This window comes from Clostridium sp. HBUAS56010, assembly GCF_007115105.1.
In the GTDB taxonomy this organism is placed as follows: Bacteria; Bacillota; Clostridia; order Lachnospirales; family Lachnospiraceae; genus Lacrimispora.
This window is the reverse complement of the sequence record NZ_SULJ01000007.1, coordinates 176,831-198,599: the sequence shown is the minus strand read 5'-3', so window position 1 is coordinate 198,599 and position 21,769 is coordinate 176,831. Positions and strand designations below refer to the sequence as shown.

The 21,769-nt window shown below is 40.5% G+C and carries 18 protein-coding genes; 3 read left to right on the top strand and 15 right to left on the bottom strand.

Annotated elements, in window-relative coordinates; translation table 11 throughout:
• Window positions 1-177: 177 nt before the first annotated feature.
• From FAY33_RS12825 to FAY33_RS12815, 3 genes are read left to right on the top strand one after another with little or no spacing between them, the layout of a single operon-like run.
• Window positions 178-579, top strand: a complete 402-nt coding sequence (locus FAY33_RS12825; protein ID WP_143321618.1) for a hypothetical protein — start codon at window positions 178-180, stop codon at window positions 577-579.
• 34 nt (window positions 580-613) lie between these two features.
• Window positions 614-1,549: a hypothetical protein gene (locus tag FAY33_RS12820; protein WP_143321617.1), complete on the top strand. Its 936-nt coding sequence runs from the start codon at window positions 614-616 to the stop codon at window positions 1,547-1,549.
• Window positions 1,549-2,979 (top strand): hypothetical protein, encoded by a 1,431-nt coding sequence (locus tag FAY33_RS12815; RefSeq protein ID WP_143321616.1) that lies wholly within the window; start codon window positions 1,549-1,551, stop codon window positions 2,977-2,979. Before FAY33_RS12820 ends, FAY33_RS12815 begins: the two co-directional genes overlap by 1 nt.
• 103 nt (window positions 2,980-3,082) lie before the next feature.
• Here FAY33_RS12815 and FAY33_RS12810 read toward each other — a convergent pair whose 3' ends face one another.
• From FAY33_RS12810 to FAY33_RS12740, 15 genes are all read right to left on the bottom strand, one after another.
• Complete coding sequence (locus tag FAY33_RS12810) at window positions 3,083-4,018, bottom strand: DNA ligase (RefSeq protein ID WP_143321615.1); 936 nt, start codon at window positions 4,016-4,018, stop codon at window positions 3,083-3,085.
• Window positions 4,018-4,794, bottom strand: coding sequence for a Ku protein (locus tag FAY33_RS12805; RefSeq protein ID WP_143321614.1), 777 nt, complete (start codon window positions 4,792-4,794; stop codon window positions 4,018-4,020). The genes FAY33_RS12810 and FAY33_RS12805 overlap by 1 nt, the downstream gene beginning before the upstream one ends.
• A 55-nt stretch (window positions 4,795-4,849) precedes the next feature.
• Complete coding sequence (locus FAY33_RS12800) at window positions 4,850-5,161, bottom strand: hypothetical protein (protein WP_143321613.1); 312 nt, start codon at window positions 5,159-5,161, stop codon at window positions 4,850-4,852.
• A gap of 9 nt (window positions 5,162-5,170) precedes the next feature.
• Window positions 5,171-6,433, bottom strand: coding sequence for a DNA polymerase IV (locus FAY33_RS12795; RefSeq protein ID WP_143321612.1), 1,263 nt, complete (start codon window positions 6,431-6,433; stop codon window positions 5,171-5,173).
• 103 nt (window positions 6,434-6,536) lie between these two features.
• Window positions 6,537-7,157 (bottom strand): transcriptional repressor LexA, encoded by a 621-nt coding sequence (gene lexA / locus FAY33_RS12790; protein WP_143321611.1) that lies wholly within the window; start codon window positions 7,155-7,157, stop codon window positions 6,537-6,539.
• Window positions 7,158-7,512: 355 nt separating this feature from the next.
• Window positions 7,513-7,746, bottom strand: a complete 234-nt coding sequence (locus FAY33_RS12785; protein ID WP_143321610.1) for a hypothetical protein — start codon at window positions 7,744-7,746, stop codon at window positions 7,513-7,515.
• Between the two features lie 322 nt (window positions 7,747-8,068).
• On the bottom strand, window positions 8,069-10,630 hold the full coding sequence (locus FAY33_RS12780; protein ID WP_143321609.1) for a pectinesterase family protein: 2,562 nt from the start codon (window positions 10,628-10,630) through the stop codon (window positions 8,069-8,071).
• Between the two features lie 134 nt (window positions 10,631-10,764).
• Window positions 10,765-12,156, bottom strand: coding sequence for a DNA repair protein RadA (radA, locus tag FAY33_RS12775; RefSeq protein ID WP_143321608.1), 1,392 nt, complete (start codon window positions 12,154-12,156; stop codon window positions 10,765-10,767).
• Window positions 12,157-12,223: 67 nt separating this feature from the next.
• Entirely contained in the window at window positions 12,224-12,637 is a 414-nt protein-coding gene (locus FAY33_RS12770; protein ID WP_143321607.1) for an endosialidase, read from the bottom strand.
• A gap of 100 nt (window positions 12,638-12,737) precedes the next feature.
• The gene (locus FAY33_RS12765; protein WP_143321606.1) at window positions 12,738-15,188 is read right to left on the bottom strand and encodes an ATP-dependent Clp protease ATP-binding subunit; all 2,451 of its coding nucleotides are present in this window, start codon (window positions 15,186-15,188) and stop codon (window positions 12,738-12,740) included.
• Between the two features lie 16 nt (window positions 15,189-15,204).
• Window positions 15,205-16,239, bottom strand: coding sequence for an ATP--guanido phosphotransferase (locus FAY33_RS12760; RefSeq protein WP_143321605.1), 1,035 nt, complete (start codon window positions 16,237-16,239; stop codon window positions 15,205-15,207).
• Complete coding sequence (locus FAY33_RS12755) at window positions 16,232-16,804, bottom strand: UvrB/UvrC motif-containing protein (RefSeq protein ID WP_143321604.1); 573 nt, start codon at window positions 16,802-16,804, stop codon at window positions 16,232-16,234. The genes FAY33_RS12760 and FAY33_RS12755 overlap by 8 nt, the downstream gene beginning before the upstream one ends.
• A gap of 22 nt (window positions 16,805-16,826) precedes the next feature.
• Complete coding sequence (locus tag FAY33_RS12750; protein ID WP_143321638.1) at window positions 16,827-17,213, bottom strand: GntR family transcriptional regulator; 387 nt, start codon at window positions 17,211-17,213, stop codon at window positions 16,827-16,829.
• A 302-nt stretch (window positions 17,214-17,515) separates the two neighbouring features.
• Window positions 17,516-19,294: a cadherin-like beta sandwich domain-containing protein gene (locus FAY33_RS12745; RefSeq protein ID WP_143321603.1), complete on the bottom strand. Its 1,779-nt coding sequence runs from the start codon at window positions 19,292-19,294 to the stop codon at window positions 17,516-17,518.
• 24 nt (window positions 19,295-19,318) lie between these two features.
• Window positions 19,319-21,646 carry a dockerin type I domain-containing protein gene (locus tag FAY33_RS12740; protein ID WP_143321602.1) on the bottom strand — a complete coding sequence of 776 codons (2,328 nt, stop codon included), beginning with the start codon at window positions 21,644-21,646 and terminating at the stop codon, window positions 19,319-19,321.
• Window positions 21,647-21,769 lie beyond the last annotated feature (123 nt).

Here is a 21,769-nt window from a genome sequence, read left to right as displayed (position 1 = left end):
TATAAATGTATGGCAATTGCCGATATTTACAAAAGCAGCTTATGTTCGTTGGCTCATGACAAGTTTGAATAGGGATGGCATAATCCCACCTGCGATTTTTATATTAATTAGAAAAGCACTTACTTAATTGTAGGTGCTTTTTTATTGCACAAAAATAAAGATTCTAGGAGGAATATATTGAAATTACCACTAAGCATTATATATGAAGTAGTAAACTCTCTCATACAAATCAAGTCGCTAAAGCTGGGAATAAAGGTCGATTATTGGTGTAACAAAAACATCAAATTATTTGCTAACGATTACAACTTTTACCTTGAACAAATCACTGATATATATAACCACTACTGCTATCAAGGAGAAGATGGTCAATATGCAACGATTAATGAGAATAAGATTATTTTTAATCTAAAACCAGAATCAGATGAGAAGCAATTCAACAAAGAACTAAATGACCTGATGACAATTACATGTGATGAATTTGAACCATACATCATGAGCAAAGAAGTATTTGATAGTTTACCAAATGTAGATTCCAGTAAGTTTAACTTAGACTTGCTGGCTTTTTTATTGCCCGAATAAGGGTAGAAATTTGTAATAGAAGGGAGGTTTTATAGTGATATCTTTAAAGACTTTACGAGCCGATGTTTCACAAGAAATGTCGTATGTCTACGAAAAAGTTAAGCAGTATGATAATCTGTCTCGAAAATACAAAGTGCTAATTACAGATAAAGGTAATATGGTTTCCCTTAAAGGAAATGAAGCCATACGAATCAGAATGTGGGCTGATGGAGAATCAACGCCATATGTTGACAAATATTTAGATGAGCCATGGGAAGACGGTTACCCAATATTAATTATGACAAGTAATATGCTTTCTAAAATTGGCAAAGTCAAATACGAATTTGTTATTCAGGAGCCTGGTAGCGCAGCCGTAATATCAACTAGACAACAGAATCTTTCCATCCAACAATCGCTTATCGATTATGACGGAATTATTTCAAGCGAAGATTTTGATGTACTCTCTCACCTTATATCACAAGCATTAACTATTCCAGATTTGATCGAGAATATTGACATAAGACAAGATGAGTTGGAACAATTAATTATTCAAATACAGACTGATATGTCGAATTATCAAACTGAATTTACTGAAATGCAAACCAATGTTAATGAGATGATACAATCTGTAAACAATTATATAAGTGAACTTACAGAAAATGTGAATATTACTTTGAATCAAGCGAACACTGCTTTATCTACTGCCAATCAGTTAATTGCTAAAGCTGATAATACATTAGAACAGGCAGTACAGAAAGCCGATGAGTCGAGTGCCAGTGCACTACTTGCGAAGAAGGCAGAAGATAATTCTGAACAGTATTATAACGAAACAAAAAACTTAAAGGAACAAGTTGACGCAGCCTCAAAACTAGTAATACCAAGGTTTTATATAGACATGGAAACAATGGATTTCATGAGTGATACCGAGGCCAAAGGCATAAGGCTTTGGTATGAAGATGGCGTGTTTTACGGAGAGGAGATTACAGAATAATGGCAGCAGTTAAATATGGAACAATAGGAATCAGACTCAGGGGAGAATGGGAAGCACCAGTACAGTATGAGTTGTTAAATCTTGTAACATTCGATGGCAGCAGCTATGTGGTACACACAAAACCTCCTGTGGGAACATTACCAACGGATATGAATTATTGGCAGGTATCAGCACAGGGGACCAGTAAGGCGACAACAACAACACCTGGAACGGTTATGCCTGACGGAATCACAACAGAGGTGAAAGCGAACGGCGCTATGAGCGTAAAAACTGCCACTCAGATCACTCCTGGGGCGGTAAAAGGGAGTGAGAGCATAAATGTTCAGGAAGACGGTAGAATGGATTTAAATACAGAATTTACCGAATCTGATGATTTAGATAATATATTACCAAACGAAGAGTTTCCGATTATGCTCGGGAAAATTTCTCGAGCAATAAAGGAAACAATCAGGATGTCTCAAATTACAAAGCCAAAGTCTATAAGATTAGATTGTGATAGTTTCGGTTTATTAGATGCGCCTGCCGGAAAATTATTTATAGATTTAATTTCAAAGAGCAAAGGCTACGACTTAACGAATGCTGCCGTATCCGGGCAAACCTTGTTTGATGCTTGGGGGAAAATAACCTCAGAAATATCGCTTCCTAGTCCTTACGATATTCACTTTATTAATTTGGGATTTAATGATGTGCGCAGGTGGGGAGATGTGGAAGGAATAGCTTCTGATGTGGCAGCAAGAATGGTGCAGTTAGTAAAGTATTTGAGGCTGAAAAATATTGTTAAACATAATGATGAGTCAATAGTTTATTCAGGGACCTGGTTAGAAGCTCCCAATATAGACGGTAGCATTCTTGGAGAGGCTAAATATACAGGGACTCAAAGTGCCAGTGCCACCTTTAATTTTACTGGAAGTAACTTGAGTATTGGGACCTTTGCTTTAAAGGAGGTCGGTACTAACGGCACAATTGAAATAACCATTGACGGAACGGTTGTAAAGACCATAACGCCGAGTAAGTGGGAGGGAAGAAGTGTATACGGTGCCACCGTATTGGAGGTAACAGGGTTATCGGATTCCGCACACACATGTGTATTTAAAAAAATTGATGCATCCGCAAATAATATTTATTTTGATTGGTATGGAGTGCCAAGTGACAATCCCCCAACCGTCATTATAAATGGTATTACTAAGATGCTTAGTGCATCTTATACAAATCCAGTATTTGATCCTTTTGTACATGGAAGTGCTGCCGCCATAGCAGACACAAATAAAGTGGTACGTTCTAATCTTGCGTGGAATTTTGACGAGAAGGTGATTTTTATAGACCAATCCGACTATGATCCCGATGATAATTACCTGGTAAGTGCGGATTCGATTCACCCGAACGATTTCGGGCATTCGTGGATTGCTGATAATGTGTTGAAACGTATATAATATATAAATAGCGAATGAGAGGACTATCCTCTACCCGCCCCCCCCATTCGCTATTTAATTAAAACAGGCTTTTATCTTATTTCTGTAACACAAAACTGATTTGTTATAAATCGTTTTCTATTCTACATTCTTCTGGTAATTTATCGTTTCTCATTCCCTTAAATGTTGCTTGACGTAATCCATGTTTATTTGAAGGCATGTATTCTATCGTACATACCATTGGCTCTATCCAGATTGCGTTATCATAACCCTTTAGATTTTCTATCGGGCAATATGATCTTTTTACGCCATACTGTATTAGTTTAGAAACGCTAACCCCTAAAGAGACACGATTGGTTATGACTAGTTTATTTTCTGTATTATATTTTGCCAATATTAAACTTGTCATGTTATTCTCACTAGGCGGAAAGTAGCCTATACAGATATAATCATCGTCTTTAATAACCTTTACTTTACTCCATTCTTTTGTTTCTTTTCCAAACCAATATTGGCTTGCCTTTTTCTTACCAACAACTCCTTCAAATCCATATTCTTCAGCTAGTTTAAACAAGGCGGTTCCATTTGTATCTATATATCTAGACTTGGATAATATATTGTTTTCAGATACTACCTCTTCTAAAATTTTCCTTCGTTCGATTAAGGACAGATTTGTAACCAACTTGTCTTTATAATAAATTATGTCAAAAGCAACAAAATTAGCTGGACGTCTCTTATATGACAACTCTATTTTAAATGGATCTGTCATTGTTGACCTTTTCTGCACCTCATAAAAATCCGGCTTACCATTTATTAAGACATTTAATTCTCCATCTAATATACATTTGTGACGACAGTTCTTATACAAGAAATCCAACTCAGGAAATCTAGGCAATATCTTAATGTCCCGCTTGTTTCGCAGATCAGAAGAGTATTTATCATTATACGCTATACATCTATTCCCATCAATCTTAAACTCAAAGATCGATTCTTCATCATCATACGGATCTACTCTTTCAGATATTAGCATAGGTCTAATACCTTTTTTCTCAAATATATCCATTATGCTTTATTGCTTTTGTTTTTCGCCATATTCAACGAAGTCTGCAACGCTTCCACCAAATCAATAATATTATTCGGGACACTTTCTTGAACGCTGACGATCTCGTTTCCTGCGATTTTGGACGCTATTGCCGCACGTAATTTCTGTTGGTATTCATCGTAATAGACCGCAATATCAAATTTTTGTGTCATTGCCTCTATTAAAGATTTAGTCAAATCTAATTCCTGCTTAGTTAATTCAACTTTGGGAATAGTTTTAGGTATTGGTTGAATTTCCTCTTGATAAAATAGCATCTTACCCACTATAACATCTTTCGTAGGGTATAGAACGAGTAATTCTTCTTTAGTCGTGAGGACAGTTTTTGCCACGGCTACCTTTTTCTGTGATAATAATGCTTGACGCAAAAGTTCATACGATTTTTCTGCTCCAGGAGCCGGTATCAAATAATAATTTTGATCATAATAAATTGGATCTATTTCGCTCATTTTTGCAAAGGATTCTATATGAAGCGTTTTATCCTTTTCGGACTTAATCCTTTCCAGTTCGTCTGGCGTAAAGGTAATATAGCTACCCTTCTGATACTCATAACCTTTTATTATGTCATCACTTGTAACCTCTTTATTACATGAAGGACATATCTTTTTATATTTTACTCTTTCGTGCGTATCCTTACATAATTGATTAAATGAAATACTTGTATCTCTGGTTGTCTTATACAAATCCACGGGAACATAAATAACATTAATTGATATAGCGCTTTTATGTGCAATTGCCATATTATCACCTCACTTACAATTATTATGATAATATTAAGGGATAATTATGCAACAATTATATTGTCATTATCCATTTACATGACTCTATAAAAAATATCAATTTGAAATTCCGCATGATTCCTCCAATTATTGCTTCACACATGAACTCCTTTGATGTAATACCAGAGTAATTTTTATCCTCACTGCTTTTAATATTTATATCGGTTACACTTTGAATTATCCCGTCATCACCTTCAAATTTAAAACTTAGCGGTCTTGGACTGCAAGTGGCAGTAAACCATACCTTACATGCAATGTGGTACATTTTTCCTCTGATTTCTCCACTATCTATATCATTAGTATTTGTTCCAATTCCAAAGATTCCCATATCTATCACCTATAATACATTTTGTTTGTCATAATCAACTGTTCTTTTTTCTCTGCTTATACCGCCACTCATATGATCTATTCTATTTGGAACGGCGAAACTTGCTCTTATTATAGAATCCACGCCAAACCTTTTACGAATATCATCTATTGTTTTATCTAATTTCCCCAACTTTTCGTAATCTACTTCATCAAACAAACATAGCTGTCTGGGTTCTTCGGATACAACTTGGCTGGTGTGAATTCCTAGATGCCTTATGGGTATTTTGTTCCATGCTTCATCAAATACTCGACACGCAGACTCATAGATCTCTCGTGTTATATTTGTTGCCGCATCAAGTTTCTTTTGATGACTGTAATAGCTAAGATTATAATCTCTGATTCCAACTGATACTACTTTGATTTTTACATCATCTGCTCTTAGTCTTGCAGATACCGTCTCTGATAGAGATAGTAATACAAGTTTAGCTGTTTGCGCATCTATCACATCAAAAGAAATCGTTGTACTATTACCATACCCCTTATTCGGTGGAGGGACTGGTTCTACCGCTGAAAAATCAATGCCGTTCGCAAATGACCATATTACTTCACCATGCTTACCAAAGTGTGCTTTTAATGTTTTTAAATCGGTCTGTGCTAATTCACCAATTGTTTTAATTCCAAGATTGGTTAGTTTATTAGTAGTCGCTCTACCAACAAAAAACAAATCAGATACGGGCAATATCCACATTTTATCCTTAATTTCATCAAGCCACAAGGTATGAGTATAATTGGGCTTTTTAAAATCCGATGCCATTTTTGCTAATACCTTATTGCTTGATATTCCAATATTTATGGTAAAACCCAATTCTTTTCGAACTCTTTCTCTGATATTATCCGCAACATCTTTTGGATTACCGAATAAATTAATTGTCTCTGTCATGTCTACAAACACTTCGTCTATAGAGTATTGCTCGACGGTCGGACTATATTCTTTTATAATGTCAACAAACGCCTGGGACGATTTCTGATACAAGTTATAATTTGGTGGTACTATTACTAGATCGGGACATTTTCTTATAGCGTCCGTTACTGGCTCACCCGTTTGTATTTTATATTTTTTAGCAGGTATGCTTTTAGCGAGTATTATGCCATGTCTCTTAGATACATCCCCTCCTACAGCAGACGGAATATCTCTTAAATCTAATGTTCCTCTTAAGTGATAGAGTCTATATACTGCTTCCCAACTCAAAAATGCAGAGTTTACGTCAATATGAAAAATTACCTTTTGCAAAACATCACCTCCAACTATATTATATACATTATAATCGAATGTATGTTCGTTTAATAGTGGAAATTATAGGAAGCATTTCTGCTTCCCTAATTAATTTTATGTTTTATATATTGTGTATACCTTTCCGAAACAGTCCAATAACTTTTCCTAAAACCTTCAAGCGGTCTACAATAATCGGTTCCATAGAATCGTTTTCTGGTTGAAGTCTATAGTGTCCATCTTCTTTAAAAAAACGTTTTATCGTGACAATATCATCTATAAGAGCAACAACAATGTCATTGTTTTTTACTTCCGATGTCATCTTAACTATAATCTGATCTCCTTCCAATATGCCTGCGTTAACCATGCTGTTGCCTATTACCTTTAACATAAAAGTTTCTTCATTGGGAAGAAAATCAGAAGGAATCGGATAGTAATTCTCTATATTTTTCTCAGCATAAAGAGGCTGACCGGCTGCGACTGTTCCTAATACAGGGACATTCACGACCTCTCTGCGGGTAAGATTAAAGCAGTCATCAATAATCTCAATGGTTCTGGGCTTTGTTGGATCTCTTCTCATATATTCTTTTTCTATCAATACCTCTATATGCCTTTGTACGGTCGATGCAGATTTTACTCCAATTTCAGTGGCAATTTCTCTCACGGTTGGAGGGTATCCATTTTTTAAAATTGATTGCTTAATATAATCTAGTACCAATTGCTGTTTTTTAGTGAGTGTATTCATGTGATCACCTCCAATTTTTAATGAAGCATATTTAGCATAACATAACTCGGAGCAAAAATCAAACATATGTTCTGTTTTTTAATATTATTTTCTATCGATTTTCATAGTAATATGTGTTATATTGGATTATAAAGAGATCATACATATACAAGGTGATATCTTACGCCCTGTTGCTACAGGGTCGTGCTATTTTTTTAACTTATCCATATAAGTCAGCAATACCAGGATATGTTTTAGCATAAATATTCCGTCTGCTAGCATATCCCGTACCGGTCAAAGTACAAGGGGCTGTTTTTCTTATGTGATACTAAATAAAATAAGCCAGTCATGAGACTAGCCTAATTTATATTAAGATTCAGTTTTTATCTTTATTTGCAATCAAGTCTTTTAATTCAGTAATTGAAATATTGTTATCCTCTAGCACATTGGACAACTCTTTTAATTCTTCTAATTTCAATTCTTTCTCTAATTGTTTACATTTTTCTTCAAGCGATTTAATGGCATCCTTATGGCTTACTATTTCATCTTTTGTTTTAATGAGTTCCTCATTGAGTTTTTCTATTGGTGTCTTACGAACTCCTCTTGCCATGATATATTGCCTCCTTATATGATATTATTCAACGTATAGATTATATCATAAATCGAGTGATTGTATACCAGAAAATACAAATTTATATATAAGTACACTTAATAATGATAATATAATAAATGTATTTATATATAAATTTGTTTTATCCGGATTAATGTTGCCATTGGTTTTGTGCCCAAGATTGTGCCCAATAATGGATGAAGTGTCACAACCTCCTTATTCTATCACGTTTTTGTGCCCAACAGTGGGTTCGAGCCCCTCTTCCCCTGCTAAATTAAGCCACAAAGTCGAAAAAACTTTGTGGCTTTTTATTTTTCAAATATTACCGACTTTCTCTGCCCTGCGACAAAAATCCCCACATTTCTGTCCCCAGAATTCTTTCTAAGGTATAAGTACCTGCTTCCTCTTTGGACAACTGAATCCGGCTGTCTGTCACATGAAATCCAGGCCCATAAGAACCGTACTCTGCAAAACGGGCATTCTGATACGGGTTGCTTCCCATATCCGTATACCCTTTATCAGAAATCTGCGCTCCCATATAGCAGTTAATATAAACAGATGAAGCCGCCGCCCCCCATGGCCGCCCAAGATATACCGTCTGATCCCCAACTCCTTCTGCCGCATATAATCTGCAATCCAGAAATACAAAACCAATCTCACCCGTTGGCTCTGTACTTGGTGCTGTAATATAACCTGGAAGCAGGGATACGATATCACAGTCTTCCAATACCGCCTGTGCCTTACCGAAAATAAAGTCTACATTGCCCTCCACATAACATTGACGGTAATATTGTCTGGCACCGGACTTACCACCTCCATCCACATAAAGCGTATCCTGATATCCCAAAAATCTCACATTGGTAAGGACGCTCTGATCTGCCTTATTATAAAAGGCGACCGCCTGCTTTCCCTTTACTGGAGAATTTACATAATCAAAGGTATTTGCGATGGTCATATTTTCCGCAGTAAATCCTAAAGCCGATGAAGAAACCGTAACACTGGAACTTCCTCCCGTTCCATATTCCTTCCCGTCCGGCTGTTTGCTCCCACTCGCCTTATCAAAATACAATATGGTTTTTTTACTGTCTTCTCCAATCAGACTGATATAGGGTGATGTAACATCTACCTTTTCATAATAATTTCCATTACGGATCAAGATAACTACCTGTTTCTGATTGTCTGCCGGCACTGCTGATACCGCTGCCTGTACTGTATGATAAGTGGGGATTCCGCTCTTTGTCTGTCCGTCAGGCCCATCATAAGACGAATCCACCATCATATCATACCGTTCCAGCCCAACAAAATGAAATGGTTTACGGGAAATACGCCCATCTTCTGACTGATGGTACAATACCACATCATTGGGTCCATTCTGGATGGAAAAACGGAAATTAAACTTTTTACCAGCCTTTATCTCATCGCTTTTTACCGTATTTCCATTGACAGTCAGCCAAACTTCGCCTGTGCGGTCCACACTTCCTTTCAGACTCACACGTTTCTCAGACAGAATTGTGTCATTTGACTCTTTACTGATGGTGAAAACTGCTGCTTCCGTTCCATACGCATACGTTCCCACATGCCCGGCAGTTGCCATACTAAAAACTTCGGTTGAGGGATTGCTTGAATTGGTAAGATCTTTGGCTATCACCCGATAATAATAGGGCTGCTCATTCTCTGCCGTATCCATATAACTATCTCCGGTAACAGAGGCAATAAAATCATAAGTTCCTGATTTTGCCTTTGACCGGTATATCTCATATGAGGAGGCCTCTGGAATCGCATCCCAGTCCAGTTTTATTGCGCCATCCATACTTTCTGCATGAACCACCGGTGCAGGAAGAGGCAAAACATACTCAATCATTCTGGAAAAAACAGGTGTCGTCTTTTCTCCTTTGCATAGGCCATAGACTTTAAACAAATATCTTCCATTTTCTGTTACTGGATAAATATAGGATCTTTTCTCTGTTTCCTCCAGCAACTTATATGTCTTTCCTCCATCTTTTGATAGCTCTATTCCGTATCTGCCATCTCCCACCGCTCCTTTTCCCTTCCATGATAACTGAATGCTGCTGCGGTCCTGGGTAACAGCCGTTCTTGTGATACGGCTTACAACAGGAGGAATTCCTTCCTCTTTAAATGTGCGATTCTGGTCATAAAGCACAGCCCCATTCTCATCTTTCAGCATCAGATTTTTCATTTCAGCAGATACTCCAATCAGTGCAAGTCCATAAGATACTTCTTCATCAGGAGTTAAAAGCATTTCCGATGATTTAAACTGCTTTTTATCGGTTACCTTATTATTCATATTGGTGAAAACAGCCAGATATCCGGCATCATTCTTTTCAAATACAACATGGTATCTGGTTCCCTGGCTTACGGTATATTTGGGACTTCCATTTCCTGCATTTCCAGTTCCCTTAATCCAGTATCCGGATAAAGAATCGGACCCAATATCCCCATTGTATCCCCGAAAACCAAGACTTGCAAACAGTCCTCCTTTTTCAGGATTCTGGAACACACCTACAAAAAGTCCTGTCTTTGCTGCTTCGGTTCCTGTAATTGAATAATCTTTGATCTTTAAATCAAGACTCATGACATGAGCCTGTCTGGTGTAGGGAAAACCCACATAACTCACATTTATCCCTGGGTCACTGGCATTTTGAGGCATGGAACCATCTACTGCTGACTGGGTCAGCGTCATGACCGAGCCATAGGATGATGTTTTTAATAAACCACTGGGATCTGTGATCTGTAAACTTACCTGGTCTGTTGGTTCAGCTCTTATCGTTGTTGGAACGGCTGCCAGCAATACTGCCATCATAACTGTCATCAGTAAAGAGATTCCTTTTTTCCATTGCTTTTTTCTGCCCCTTCTCTCCCTCATTTCAATCCCCTCTCCTTCTCACATAAAGTTCTGCGTATTATGGCTGAAACTTATAATAAGCCCCTATATGAATAATATATCGCCAAGGAGAAATATTTAGTACAAGTATTGGACCAATGAGTTTTAGACACACCCTAATCTGCCAGCCCTATAATTGCCTCTCTTACATTTCCAACCCCCATCAGCCGTATTCCATCTACATGACCCATCTTCTCCATGCTGATCTTTGGCAGAATACAGGTCTTAAATCCCAGTTTTTTTGCTTCATTGACTCTCTGCTGCGCCATGGAAACGGCACGGACCTCGCCAGACAGTCCCACTTCTCCAAAGATAATGGTTTTGGAATCTACAGCCCGGTCTTTCATGCTGGATACAATCGCCATTAAAATCGCCAGATCAAGAGCTGGCTCATTCATCCGCAATCCACCTGTAATATTCACATAAGCATCAAAATGAGACAGATCGTAATGACATCTCTTTTCCAGAACCGCCATCAGCAGATTCACACGGTTATAATCAGTTCCCGCTGCAGTACGCCTTGGCATACCAAAAGCGGTAGGAGTGATCAAAGCCTGTACCTCCAAAAGCATGGGTCTGGTTCCCTCCATGGAGCAGGCAACCACTGCTCCCGAAGCTTCCTCCGGTCTTCCGCTTAACATATATTCCGATGGGTTCAACACCTCTGCCAGACCGCTTTCCACCATTTCAAATACACCGATCTCATTGGTGGACCCAAACCGGTTCTTTACGCCCCGGATAATCCGGTAAGAAGCACTTCTTTCTCCCTCAAAGTAAAGAACCGTATCAACCATGTGCTCCAACACTCTTGGTCCCGCTACTACACCTTCCTTTGTAACATGACCTACGATAAACACTGCAATTCCAGATCCTTTTGCAATCTGCAGCAGAATATTGGTAGATTCCCTTACCTGGCTTACACTGCCGGGCGTAGAAGTAACTTCTTCCCGGAACATGGTCTGAATAGAGTCAATAATAACCACATCTGGTTTCTCCTCTTTAATAACGCCTTCAATAATATCCAGACTTGTTTCACAAAGAAATAACAGATCCCCGGTCACTTCTCCAATCCGGTTCGCACGGAGTTTAATCTGTTTTAAAGACTCTTCTCCTGATATGTAAAGCACCTTTTGTCCTGATGAAGCAAGATTGCGGCACACCTGTAACAACAGGGTAGACTTGCCGATACCTGGATCCCCGCCTACTAATACCAGTGAACCTTTTACCACACCGCCTCCAAGCACACGGTCAAGTTCTTCATAACCAGTCTTCATTCGGTCCTGTTCATCCAAATGAATCTCTGAAAGTCTTGCCGGCTTCGCCTTTAAAGAAGAGATACCGCTTCCTGAGCCAGTTCCGATTCCCCGCTTCTGAACAGACTCCTTTTTACCCACAGGTTCTTCCACAAATGTATTCCACTCTCTGCATCCTGGACACTGACCCAGCCATTTTGGTGATTCATATCCACATTCCTTACAAAAAAATGCAGTCGCTTTCGCCTTTGCCATCTGGTTTCCTCCTTAAAAAAGAAGGTCCGGCTCCTGATCAAAGAGCCGAACCTGACTTTTATTGTTATTACTTACGATTGATCTTCACAGATACCGGTGTTCCTTCATTCAGCTCTACGCTTGCAGAAAGCTTTCCGCTCATATTAGTTCTCACACTTCCGGCAGCTTCTCCTTCTACAAATACTTCATATTCGGTATCCTCTGCCAACTGAACCGTAAGCTGGGCATCTTTATTGCCTTCCACCAAAAACTCTACTCCATCATCGGAAACCATAAAATGTTCCACGGCTGTACCCGGTACAGATTCGTATACAAACATGCCGTTGCGTTCCAGCTTGGTTATCTCATAAAATGTCTTTACTTTATATAAATCGCCATGGTGTTCAAAATCCTGTAATTTTGACTTTGCTCCTAATTCGTAATTACCAAAACTGATTGTTCCGTCTTCTTCTGTGCGGATTAACTCTTCAATTACCGGCATCGGCTTGCCCTCCTAGTATTTTCTTTACTTATCCCTTTTTTGCGAAGAACAAATCTTTTCGCTTGTAATTATTATACACGAACCAATAAGAAATGGCTAGCTATTTTACCAGCTCTTTCACAGAAAACTTTAAACCATCGGCATCAGATGTTACAAGCACTTCATCTCCATTTTTTACTGCTCCGCTTAAGATTTCTTCTGCAAGCTTATCCTCCAGGCAGTTCTGAATGGTTCTTCTTAATGGTCTTGCTCCATATTTCTCATCGTAGCCTTTCTGAATCAGATAATCCTTTGCTTCTTCCTCCACCTGCAGTATAATATTCATCTGCTCAGAAGTGCGTTTCATAATATCTTTCATCATAATTGTAACGATATCCTTCATGTGAAGTTTATTTAACGGATGGAACACGATGATCTCGTCAATACGGTTAATAAATTCCGGTTTAAATAACTTCTTCACTTCCTCCATAACCCGGTCCTTCATCAGCTTGTAATCCGCTTTTTCATCGGCAGCCGCACCAAATCCCAGCCGCTTGGGAGAGACAATATTCTCTGCACCTGCATTGGAAGTCATAATAATAATGGTATTCTTAAAATCAATCTTCCGCCCCTGGGCATCTGTAATATGTCCGTCATCCAGGACCTGAAGAAGAATATTAAAAACATCCGGATGGGCTTTCTCAATCTCATCAAACAATATGACCGAGTATGGATTTCTCCTCACTTTTTCACTTAACTGTCCACCTTCGTCATATCCAACGTATCCTGGCGGAGAACCAATCATCTTTGACACACTGTGCTTTTCCATGTATTCTGACATATCAACCCGGATCAGCGCATTCTCTGTTCCAAACATAGCTTCAGAAAGAGCCTTTGATAATTCTGTCTTTCCCACTCCCGTAGGTCCTAAGAATAAGAAGGAGCCAATGGGGCGTTTTGGATCTTTTAATCCCACTCTGCCTCGTCTTATGGCTTTTGCAACTGCTGTAACCGCTTCTTCCTGACCGATTACCCGTTCATGAAGAATATTCTCTAAATTCCGCAGACGCTCGCTCTCCTCTTCTTCCAGTTTTCTAACCGGAATCTTCGTCCAGCTTGAGATTACATCTGCAATCTCTCCCTCGTCAACAATCAAACTCTTGCTTGTCTTTTCTTTCTGCCATTTCTCACGGATCTTTTCTATCTTTTCCCGCTTCTTTTCCTGTCTTTTCTTAATAACTCCTGCTTTTTCATATGCCTCTGCTTTGATTGCTTCTTCTTTCTGGTCTTCCATCTGCTCAATCTCTGCTTCCAGCACTTTAATCTCTGCCGGTTCCACATAGGTAGTCAGACGGACTTTCGAAGACGCTTCATCAATCACATCAATGGCTTTATCCGGAAGAAAACGGTCATTGATATATCGGGAAGACAATTTCACTGCTGCCTCCAGGGCATCTTCTGTAATGGTCACTTTATGGTGATCTTCATAGCGTCCTTTTAATCCTCTTAAGATTCCAACCGCTGCTTCTTCTGATGGTTCCTCTACGGTTACCGGCTGAAAACGTCTCTCAAGAGCAGAATCCTTTTCAATATATTTTCGGTATTCTTCTATGGTTGTTGCTCCAATCAGCTGAAGCTCTCCCCTTGCAAGAGAAGGTTTCAAGATGTTCGAAGCATCAATGGCACCTTCCGCTCCGCCAGCACCAATGATGGTATGAATCTCATCAATGAATAAAAGAACTTCCCCATCTTCAATGACTTCAGCAATTACCTTTTTAATTCTTTCTTCAAACTCTCCCCGGTATTTGGAACCAGCTACCATTCCGGATAAATCCAGGGTTAAAAGACGTTTTCCGGCAATTGTCTCCGGTACATCTCCATTTATAATCATCTGGGCAAGACCTTCCACCACAGCCGTCTTACCCACTCCTGGTTCTCCGATCAGACATGGATTGTTCTTGGTTCTCCGGCTTAAGATCTGGATAAGCCGCTTGATCTCTGATTCTCTTCCAATCACCGGATCCAGTTTTCCCTTCTGGGCAAAATCAGTCAGATCTCTGCTGTAGCTGTCCAGAGTAGGTGTATTGCCTTTTGCCTTATGACCTTTAATCAAATCCTCTTTATTGGCAGGTGCATCTTCTCCCATGGCAGCCAGCACGTCAATATATAACTTCTGAATACTGACGCCAATGGTGTTTAATAGTCTGGAAGCCACACAGTCATTGTCTCTGATCACAGAAATCAACAGATGTTCTGTACCGATTAAATTCGCCTTAAACCGGACTGCTTCCCGGTAACTGTTCTCCAGAACTCTTCTGGCACCAGGAGTATAACCACCGTCTTCCTGAAGACGAACCGGCTGATCCGGAGAGATCAACTGACTGATTAAATTTAATACTTTTTCTTCCTTTACTCCATTTTCCTCTAACACTCTGGCTGCAACCCCGGTACCTTCTTCCAGAAGCCCGATCAGCAGATGTTCTGTGCCCACATAACCATGCCCCAGCCGTTCAGCAGCCTGTACAGCCAGATTAATCGCTGTTCTGGCCTTTGTCGTAAATCTGTCTATCATGAATGCAATCCTCCTGTTATATTAATTCCGGCAGCTCACTGCGAATAAAATCCGCTCTGGCTGAATCCAGTTCTTCCTTATTAAGAGGACGATCTGAAATCTTCTGTAAATTTGCCGGCTGTATTCCAAGCATCAGACGATAGATGGATACTTCCTCTCTGGTCTGAATCAACTCATCTGTTTTGGCTGCCATTAACTGAGACAAAAAAATCATGGCATCCCGAAACGTCAGCCTTCTGGCATATTTTAAAACACCATAAGACTTATAAACTTCATCCTCCCGCTCCAGTTTCCTTCTTTGAATCGAGAGCTTTCTTACCTGCATCTCCTGGTTAGTAAGCTGAATCGCTGCCTTTGTCACTGTATCTATAATCTCTCTCTCCGTCTGCCCAAGAGTCTTTTGATTGGAGATTTCAAAAAGAGAACCAAAATTTTCTTCGCCTTCCCCGCATACTCCCCGGATCGTCGCCCCAAAACGGCTCATATCACCAATCAGACTGGAGAACTTTCTGCCAAGAGACAGCATAGGCAGATGAACCACGACCGAGGCCCTTAACCCTGTTCCAACATTGGTGGGAAATGTAGTGAGATAGCCATAGCGGTCATGAAAGGCATAAGGGAAACGCTCATTGATATAGTTATCAATTCTGTCCGCCTTTTCCCACAGCTCTTCCAGATCCAATCCGGTTTTTAATAACTGGATTCTTATGTGGTCATCGCTGTTTAAAACGATTCCTGTATCTTCTTCTTCCGAAAGAAGAATAGCAGCCGGTTTTTTCTTCTTAACTGCTGCCAGATTAAGTACCCTTCTCTCCTTTAACGCTACCCTGTCCAGTTCTTCCAGATCGCCTAACAGAGAGAATACAAACGCTTTTCCTTCTTCATTTCCCAGATCCTTTAATCCAAATTCCAGGCGGTGAACCACTTCTGCACTTTCCTTTTCATCAAGTTTTGCCGGAAAACGATATTCCTGCAGATTCCTTACCAGACGGACTCTGCTGCTGATTATCCCTGGTCTATTCGTATCTGCACGCTCAAACCACCTACTCATTGGTCTCATTTCCTTTCCTGAGTTCTCTGATTTTATCCCGGCATACGGCAGCCGTCTCATAATCCTCAAAACGAAGCGCTTCTTTCAGTCTGGAATCCAGTTCATATAACTCTTTTTCCTCTGCGGAAGCATCTTCTGTCACTGTCTTACGATTTCCGTCGACTGCGGTAGAAGATGCTTCTGTATTTTGATAGACAGGTACCTTACCTGTATGAACTAAATTTCCTTGAAGCTGCTTTAAACTATCTTCCATTAATGGACCAAACACGCTGTAACAATCTGCACACCCAAACCGGCTGTCCCGCACGAAATCATCGTAGCTGGCACCACAGGTGGGACACGCAATCTGATGAAGCTTATCTGGTCCTTCGTCTGTTTCTTCAATTCCCAGAAGTCCGGAAAGCAGCTTTCCCAAAGGAAAATCGCCGTCAAAAATAGCTGCATAGACACCAAAATCCATCTCTTTCGCACACTGTGCACAAAAATGGTGTTCCTTCTTCACTCCATTAACCACTTCCGTATATTGAATATTTGCTTCGCGAATCTTACATCTCTCGCATAACATAATGAACCTCCAATCCAGTGAATCATTCTCCCCTCTGGTTTCTCATAAATGATTGAAATATCTCATCTACCAGTTGGTGTGCTTCTTCACATGTTACATTTTTACAGATACCTCTGGCCAATACAACACTCAGGTCTCTACGCATCTCGTCAAGAACCTGGATTTTATCCACATCCAGAGATACAACGGCTCCTTTGCGGCGGTCAAGCTTTACAAAGCCTTCCTGTTTTAATACAGTGTACGCCTTATTCACCGTGTGCATATTTATCCCTATGTTATCGGCCATCTGGCGTACGGAAGGCAGGGGATCTCCTTCTCGGATACTTTCTGTGGCGATTCCTATGATTATCTGGTTCCGAAGCTGGATGTAGATAGCTTCATCACTGTTAAAATCAATTTGCAAAAACATTTTTTCACCATCTTTCGTTATATCTGTTATATGAATATTAGCACACATCACTTTTTTTTTCAATACTCTTATGCTCTCCAGGTTTTAAACTTTTCTCATTTAAAAATTTATCCTTTTTCTTTTTTATAGTTTATTCTCTCCCAGCCTTTTAATTTCCTGCTATTTCAAATAGTCTGATGTGTCTTTTATTATGGAGGAGTTTGTGGAATTTTTCCAGGATAGAAAAAACTGCTGTGCGATAACTGGTTTCCAGTCACTGCACAACAGTTTTTCTTTTGTTAAAAACCTTGTTTTACCACACGTTAAGATTCATCATCCAGATCCAGGAACTCGAAATCATCTTCTTCATCAGAAGAATCTGTCTGATCTGGCATAGCCGGTGTCTGATCCTTTTCCTGGCTGACAGCATCAGGCTGCCTTTTTGTTGGTCCTCCAAACGACAGTTCCTGCTCGACTTCTTCAAGAGTGGACTCTGTAATAAAATCATCCTCTTCATCCGGCTCTTCTTTCTGTAAGAAATCAGGCTTGTCCGTAACAGCATCAAATTCTTCTCTGCTGTAACGTTTGATTCTGCTTGAGGGAACTTCTTCTTCCGGCTCATGATAGAACCTTGGTTCTTCTGTCTTTTGCTTTCTGCTGCTTCCAAACTCTTCTCTCTGAGGGGTATCCTTACCAGAACCCTTACCTTTTCGCAACAGGAGAATCAAAGCTACGAGAAGACCCAGCCCAGCCACACTCACTGCAATCAAAACATAGAACTGAATATGGTAATCTTTTCTAAGGGCTTCATAAGTTTTTGCCAGATTCACATACTCTTCATTGGATACTCCGGAAGCAAAGTATCTCTGAACGGTTTTTTCTTTCAGATCATAACGATAGAAAAACTTTTCTCCATTCCAGTTCATGGCATAAAAGATGCAGTATTCCGGCTCCGCCTCTGTTTTGGCAACCCAACCGGTTACTCGTACCCCATCAATATCCACCTGGCGCTCAGTAAAGCCTTCCGGTATTTTGGTATCAGAATCCAGAGGAATGATGACGATTGCTTTGGAACTGGTCTCTACCTGTACAAACTGGGACCAGGAATCGGAACCTTCATTGTAAATAAAGAATCCTCCGTTTCCTCCTGCATCCTTTAAATACAACAGTAAAAGGTCTTTCTCCAATCCCTTTCCTGACATAACCTCAGTTCCTTTATAAGAATAGGTTCCAGCCTCAAATCCTTCTGGAAGAGCTGATTCGTCAAAGGAAGTTGCAACGTTATACTCCGTTCCATTAACCATAACCTTTGTTGATCCGAACTCTGGTTCTTTTGTCTCTCCATCCCCATCTGCCGGGGGAACTGCATCTCCGCCCTCAGGTTTTGTAACATGAATGGTGTAATTTTTCACTGTCTGCCCGTCTTCTGCAGTAACTTTGACAACAACCGGGTTCTCTCCCGCTTTCAGTCCTTTATCTCCCTGTAGCGCAACACGGGCACCAGCATTGGCTGCCACAGCATTCACCACCAGATCAGCCGTATTTGCATCTACTTCTGCTGTGTACTGATCAACAGAGGGAGAAAAAGCAGGGGTTAGGTTTCCAGGAGAAATCTTTAAAGATTTCAAGGTGGCATCCTTGGAATAATTGGCTGGTGAAGTCACCTTTACCGTAGCACTTCCCTGTTTGCTCACAGACAGTGCCTGGGAATTCACATCATAGATCTCCTGGGATGTAACCTGGATCTTGGCATTCCCTGCCTGCAGAGTCTTAAACTTCAATGTAAAATTAAATGATTTCTGATCTGCTGATTCCATGCTTCCAAGAACCTTAATGGCACCTGCACCACCATTGGCATTGGTGCCGCCTGTAAATTCCAAAATACCCGGATCGTAGGACAGCATCACTTCCGCTGTTCCAAGGGCAGTGTCACTGGTCACTTTCATACTCACTGTTACTTCGTTTCCTACCATAACAGACGGGTCGGAAAATGCAATCTTTGTGTTGGAAGCCCAGGATATCATCTGACCCGCAGGACTTCCAATCGTGATGATGCAGACAGCCAGCACACTGACTATCAGTCTTTTTAGTTTCCTATTCATATTGTCTCCTATTTCTGCAAAGCCTTAAAGTCCCAAAACTTTCTTTTTCAAAAGCAGAAGATCTCTGGAATCTACTTTTCCATCTCCATTTAAATCAGCCGCTTTTTTCTCTTTCTCAGACAGTTTTTCCAGTCCAAGCAGATGACGCTGCAGTTTTAAAACATCCTTGCTGCTGACTTTTCCATCGTTATCAAGGTCACCTATAAGCAGGGTTGACTTGGGGCTGGCTGCACTCTCAGGGGCGGCCGTCTGCTTTTGTGTCTCCGGGATAGCTTCGGTTGCCTGTATCTGGGTTCCCGGTCCCTGCAAAATCACTCCGGAAGAAGTCTGCACCGAAACTTCAACCTTACCAACCGGGGCAATGGTTACATTGCTTCCTCCCGGTGTTCCTCTGTTCTCTTCCTCTTTTGGCCGGCTGACTCCAGGACCGTAACTGCTTCCGGGACCAGATGAAGTGCCGCTGCCCTGGCTGCCGTGATTGTTCTGATTATTCTGACTGTTTCCTGTTCCTGCCCCAGCCCCGGAAGAATAAGTAGGGCCATTGCTCTGACGCACCACATGAAGAATATACTCCCTGACATTGCCATTCTGAGCTGTCACTGATACCTTAATATCATTATTGCCGTTCGAAAGAGCGATTGTACCTGTTCCCTGAATGGAGGAAGACGAATTTAATGCGGATGCATTTACCTTAATATTCGAAACAGAAGGATCGACGATTAAATTATACTCCCTGGTATCCCGGTTAAACGTCGGGGTCATAACAAAGCCTTCCACGCTTAAATTAGCCAGCATATTATTCGGATTACCATTGCCAGTAGGCTGACTGGCTGGAGATTCCGGCATATTATTATAAACAGGTATCTTAAATTCCAGTGCGTTCTTCTTCATCTCACTGTTATATGCCTTTGAAAAAACAGCTCCCTCTGATGCGGCTCCCTGCACATTGGTCATATACTGGTGCTTATAAAGGTTTGATCCCTGTACATTGAATTTCTTCAGATAAAATGTATCCTGCCCAACTTTCACATAGTTATTACCATAATATAGAGCGCCTCCTAAAATTGACTTCTCAGGAGAATTCCACGGTCTTCCATAATTGCCGCTTTGAGAAGCCCACCACAGTCCTCTCTGAACCGCTGACATACTTCCTGACTGATACGCTTCTATATTAAAAAAGTTGTAATATCCTTCATATCCGGATTCTTTTCCGGAAACGCTTTTACCATTGCCTGCAGAACCCTGCTCCTGAATAATCATTGCCGCAAGAACGTAAGGATTCACTCCCGACTGGGTTGCCGCATTCATAATCATATTAGCATAGGCATTACTTCCGGATACAGAACCGGTGTTATTGCTGTCAGATGACGGTCCCGTCAGATTAGCTCCTGGACCATATTCCATGAGCACCCAGGGATTCTTTGGTGTAATAGAGGCACGGGGTGCTTCCAGACTTACATTCCCAGAACCTGATTCCGGACTATTATCTGTGCCGGAAGAAGCTCCGGGGCCACCGGAAGAATTCCCAGGAGAAACCGGAGAACCAGAATTATCAGGCAAACTGCCGCCATTTCCTCCGCCTGCCGCCTCACCAGATAAGAATGTTCCTTTTATTAATGTATGAAGCCCATCCATCGTCTGTCTGTTACTGTCATAAGAATGGCTTAAAAACTGAAAAACATTTGACTCATCTAAGAAGTTTCTCGGATCCATATAATATCTTACAATCTCTTCCGAAGCTGTTACCCAGCTGCTTCCGTCAAATCCAACCCATGTACTGTTATCCCAGTTATAAGCTCCAGGAAGCATGGACTTCCAGGAAGACATGCTGTTTGTATGTACAAGAGTCTTTCCTACCTGACTCTCTTCTTTTACTGCTGTATTCCAGTCCAGATTGGTCTTTTGTGCACGAAATATCCACTGAGGATACTGAGCATGAAGTTCCCTCAGACGTGCTTTATAACTTTCAGGAAATCCTTCTGCACTAAGGCTGGCTTCAAAATTCCCATCCTGAGTGTAAGAAGCCGGAAACCGGATATAACTTTTAGAAACATAGCCGGACACAGCACTCCCGTTGGAATTAGAAAAACGGATATGATACCACAACGCTCCATCGGACGCATTCTTTTCATCAATCACTGTCACAGCAGCACCATTTGTTAATTTCGTAACAACAGAATAGGTGGTTCCCGGTCCGCTCCTCACATTTAAAGAGGTGGCGTTCACCGTAGCCGGTCTCTCCGTGTAAGCATATGCACTAATGTGTGGTGAAACGACTCCCAGACCGGAATCCAACACCAGGACACTGGCCAGAACTGCGGCCATTATACGAGCTTTTTTATACTTTTTCATCTGTCTCTCCCAAAATGCCCTTATGTATTTTAAATTTTACAATTATATGTAGATTACCCATTTTCTTATTATAATGACAAATGATACCATGTGTCAACTGAATCAGTAAATCTTCAGGCAATT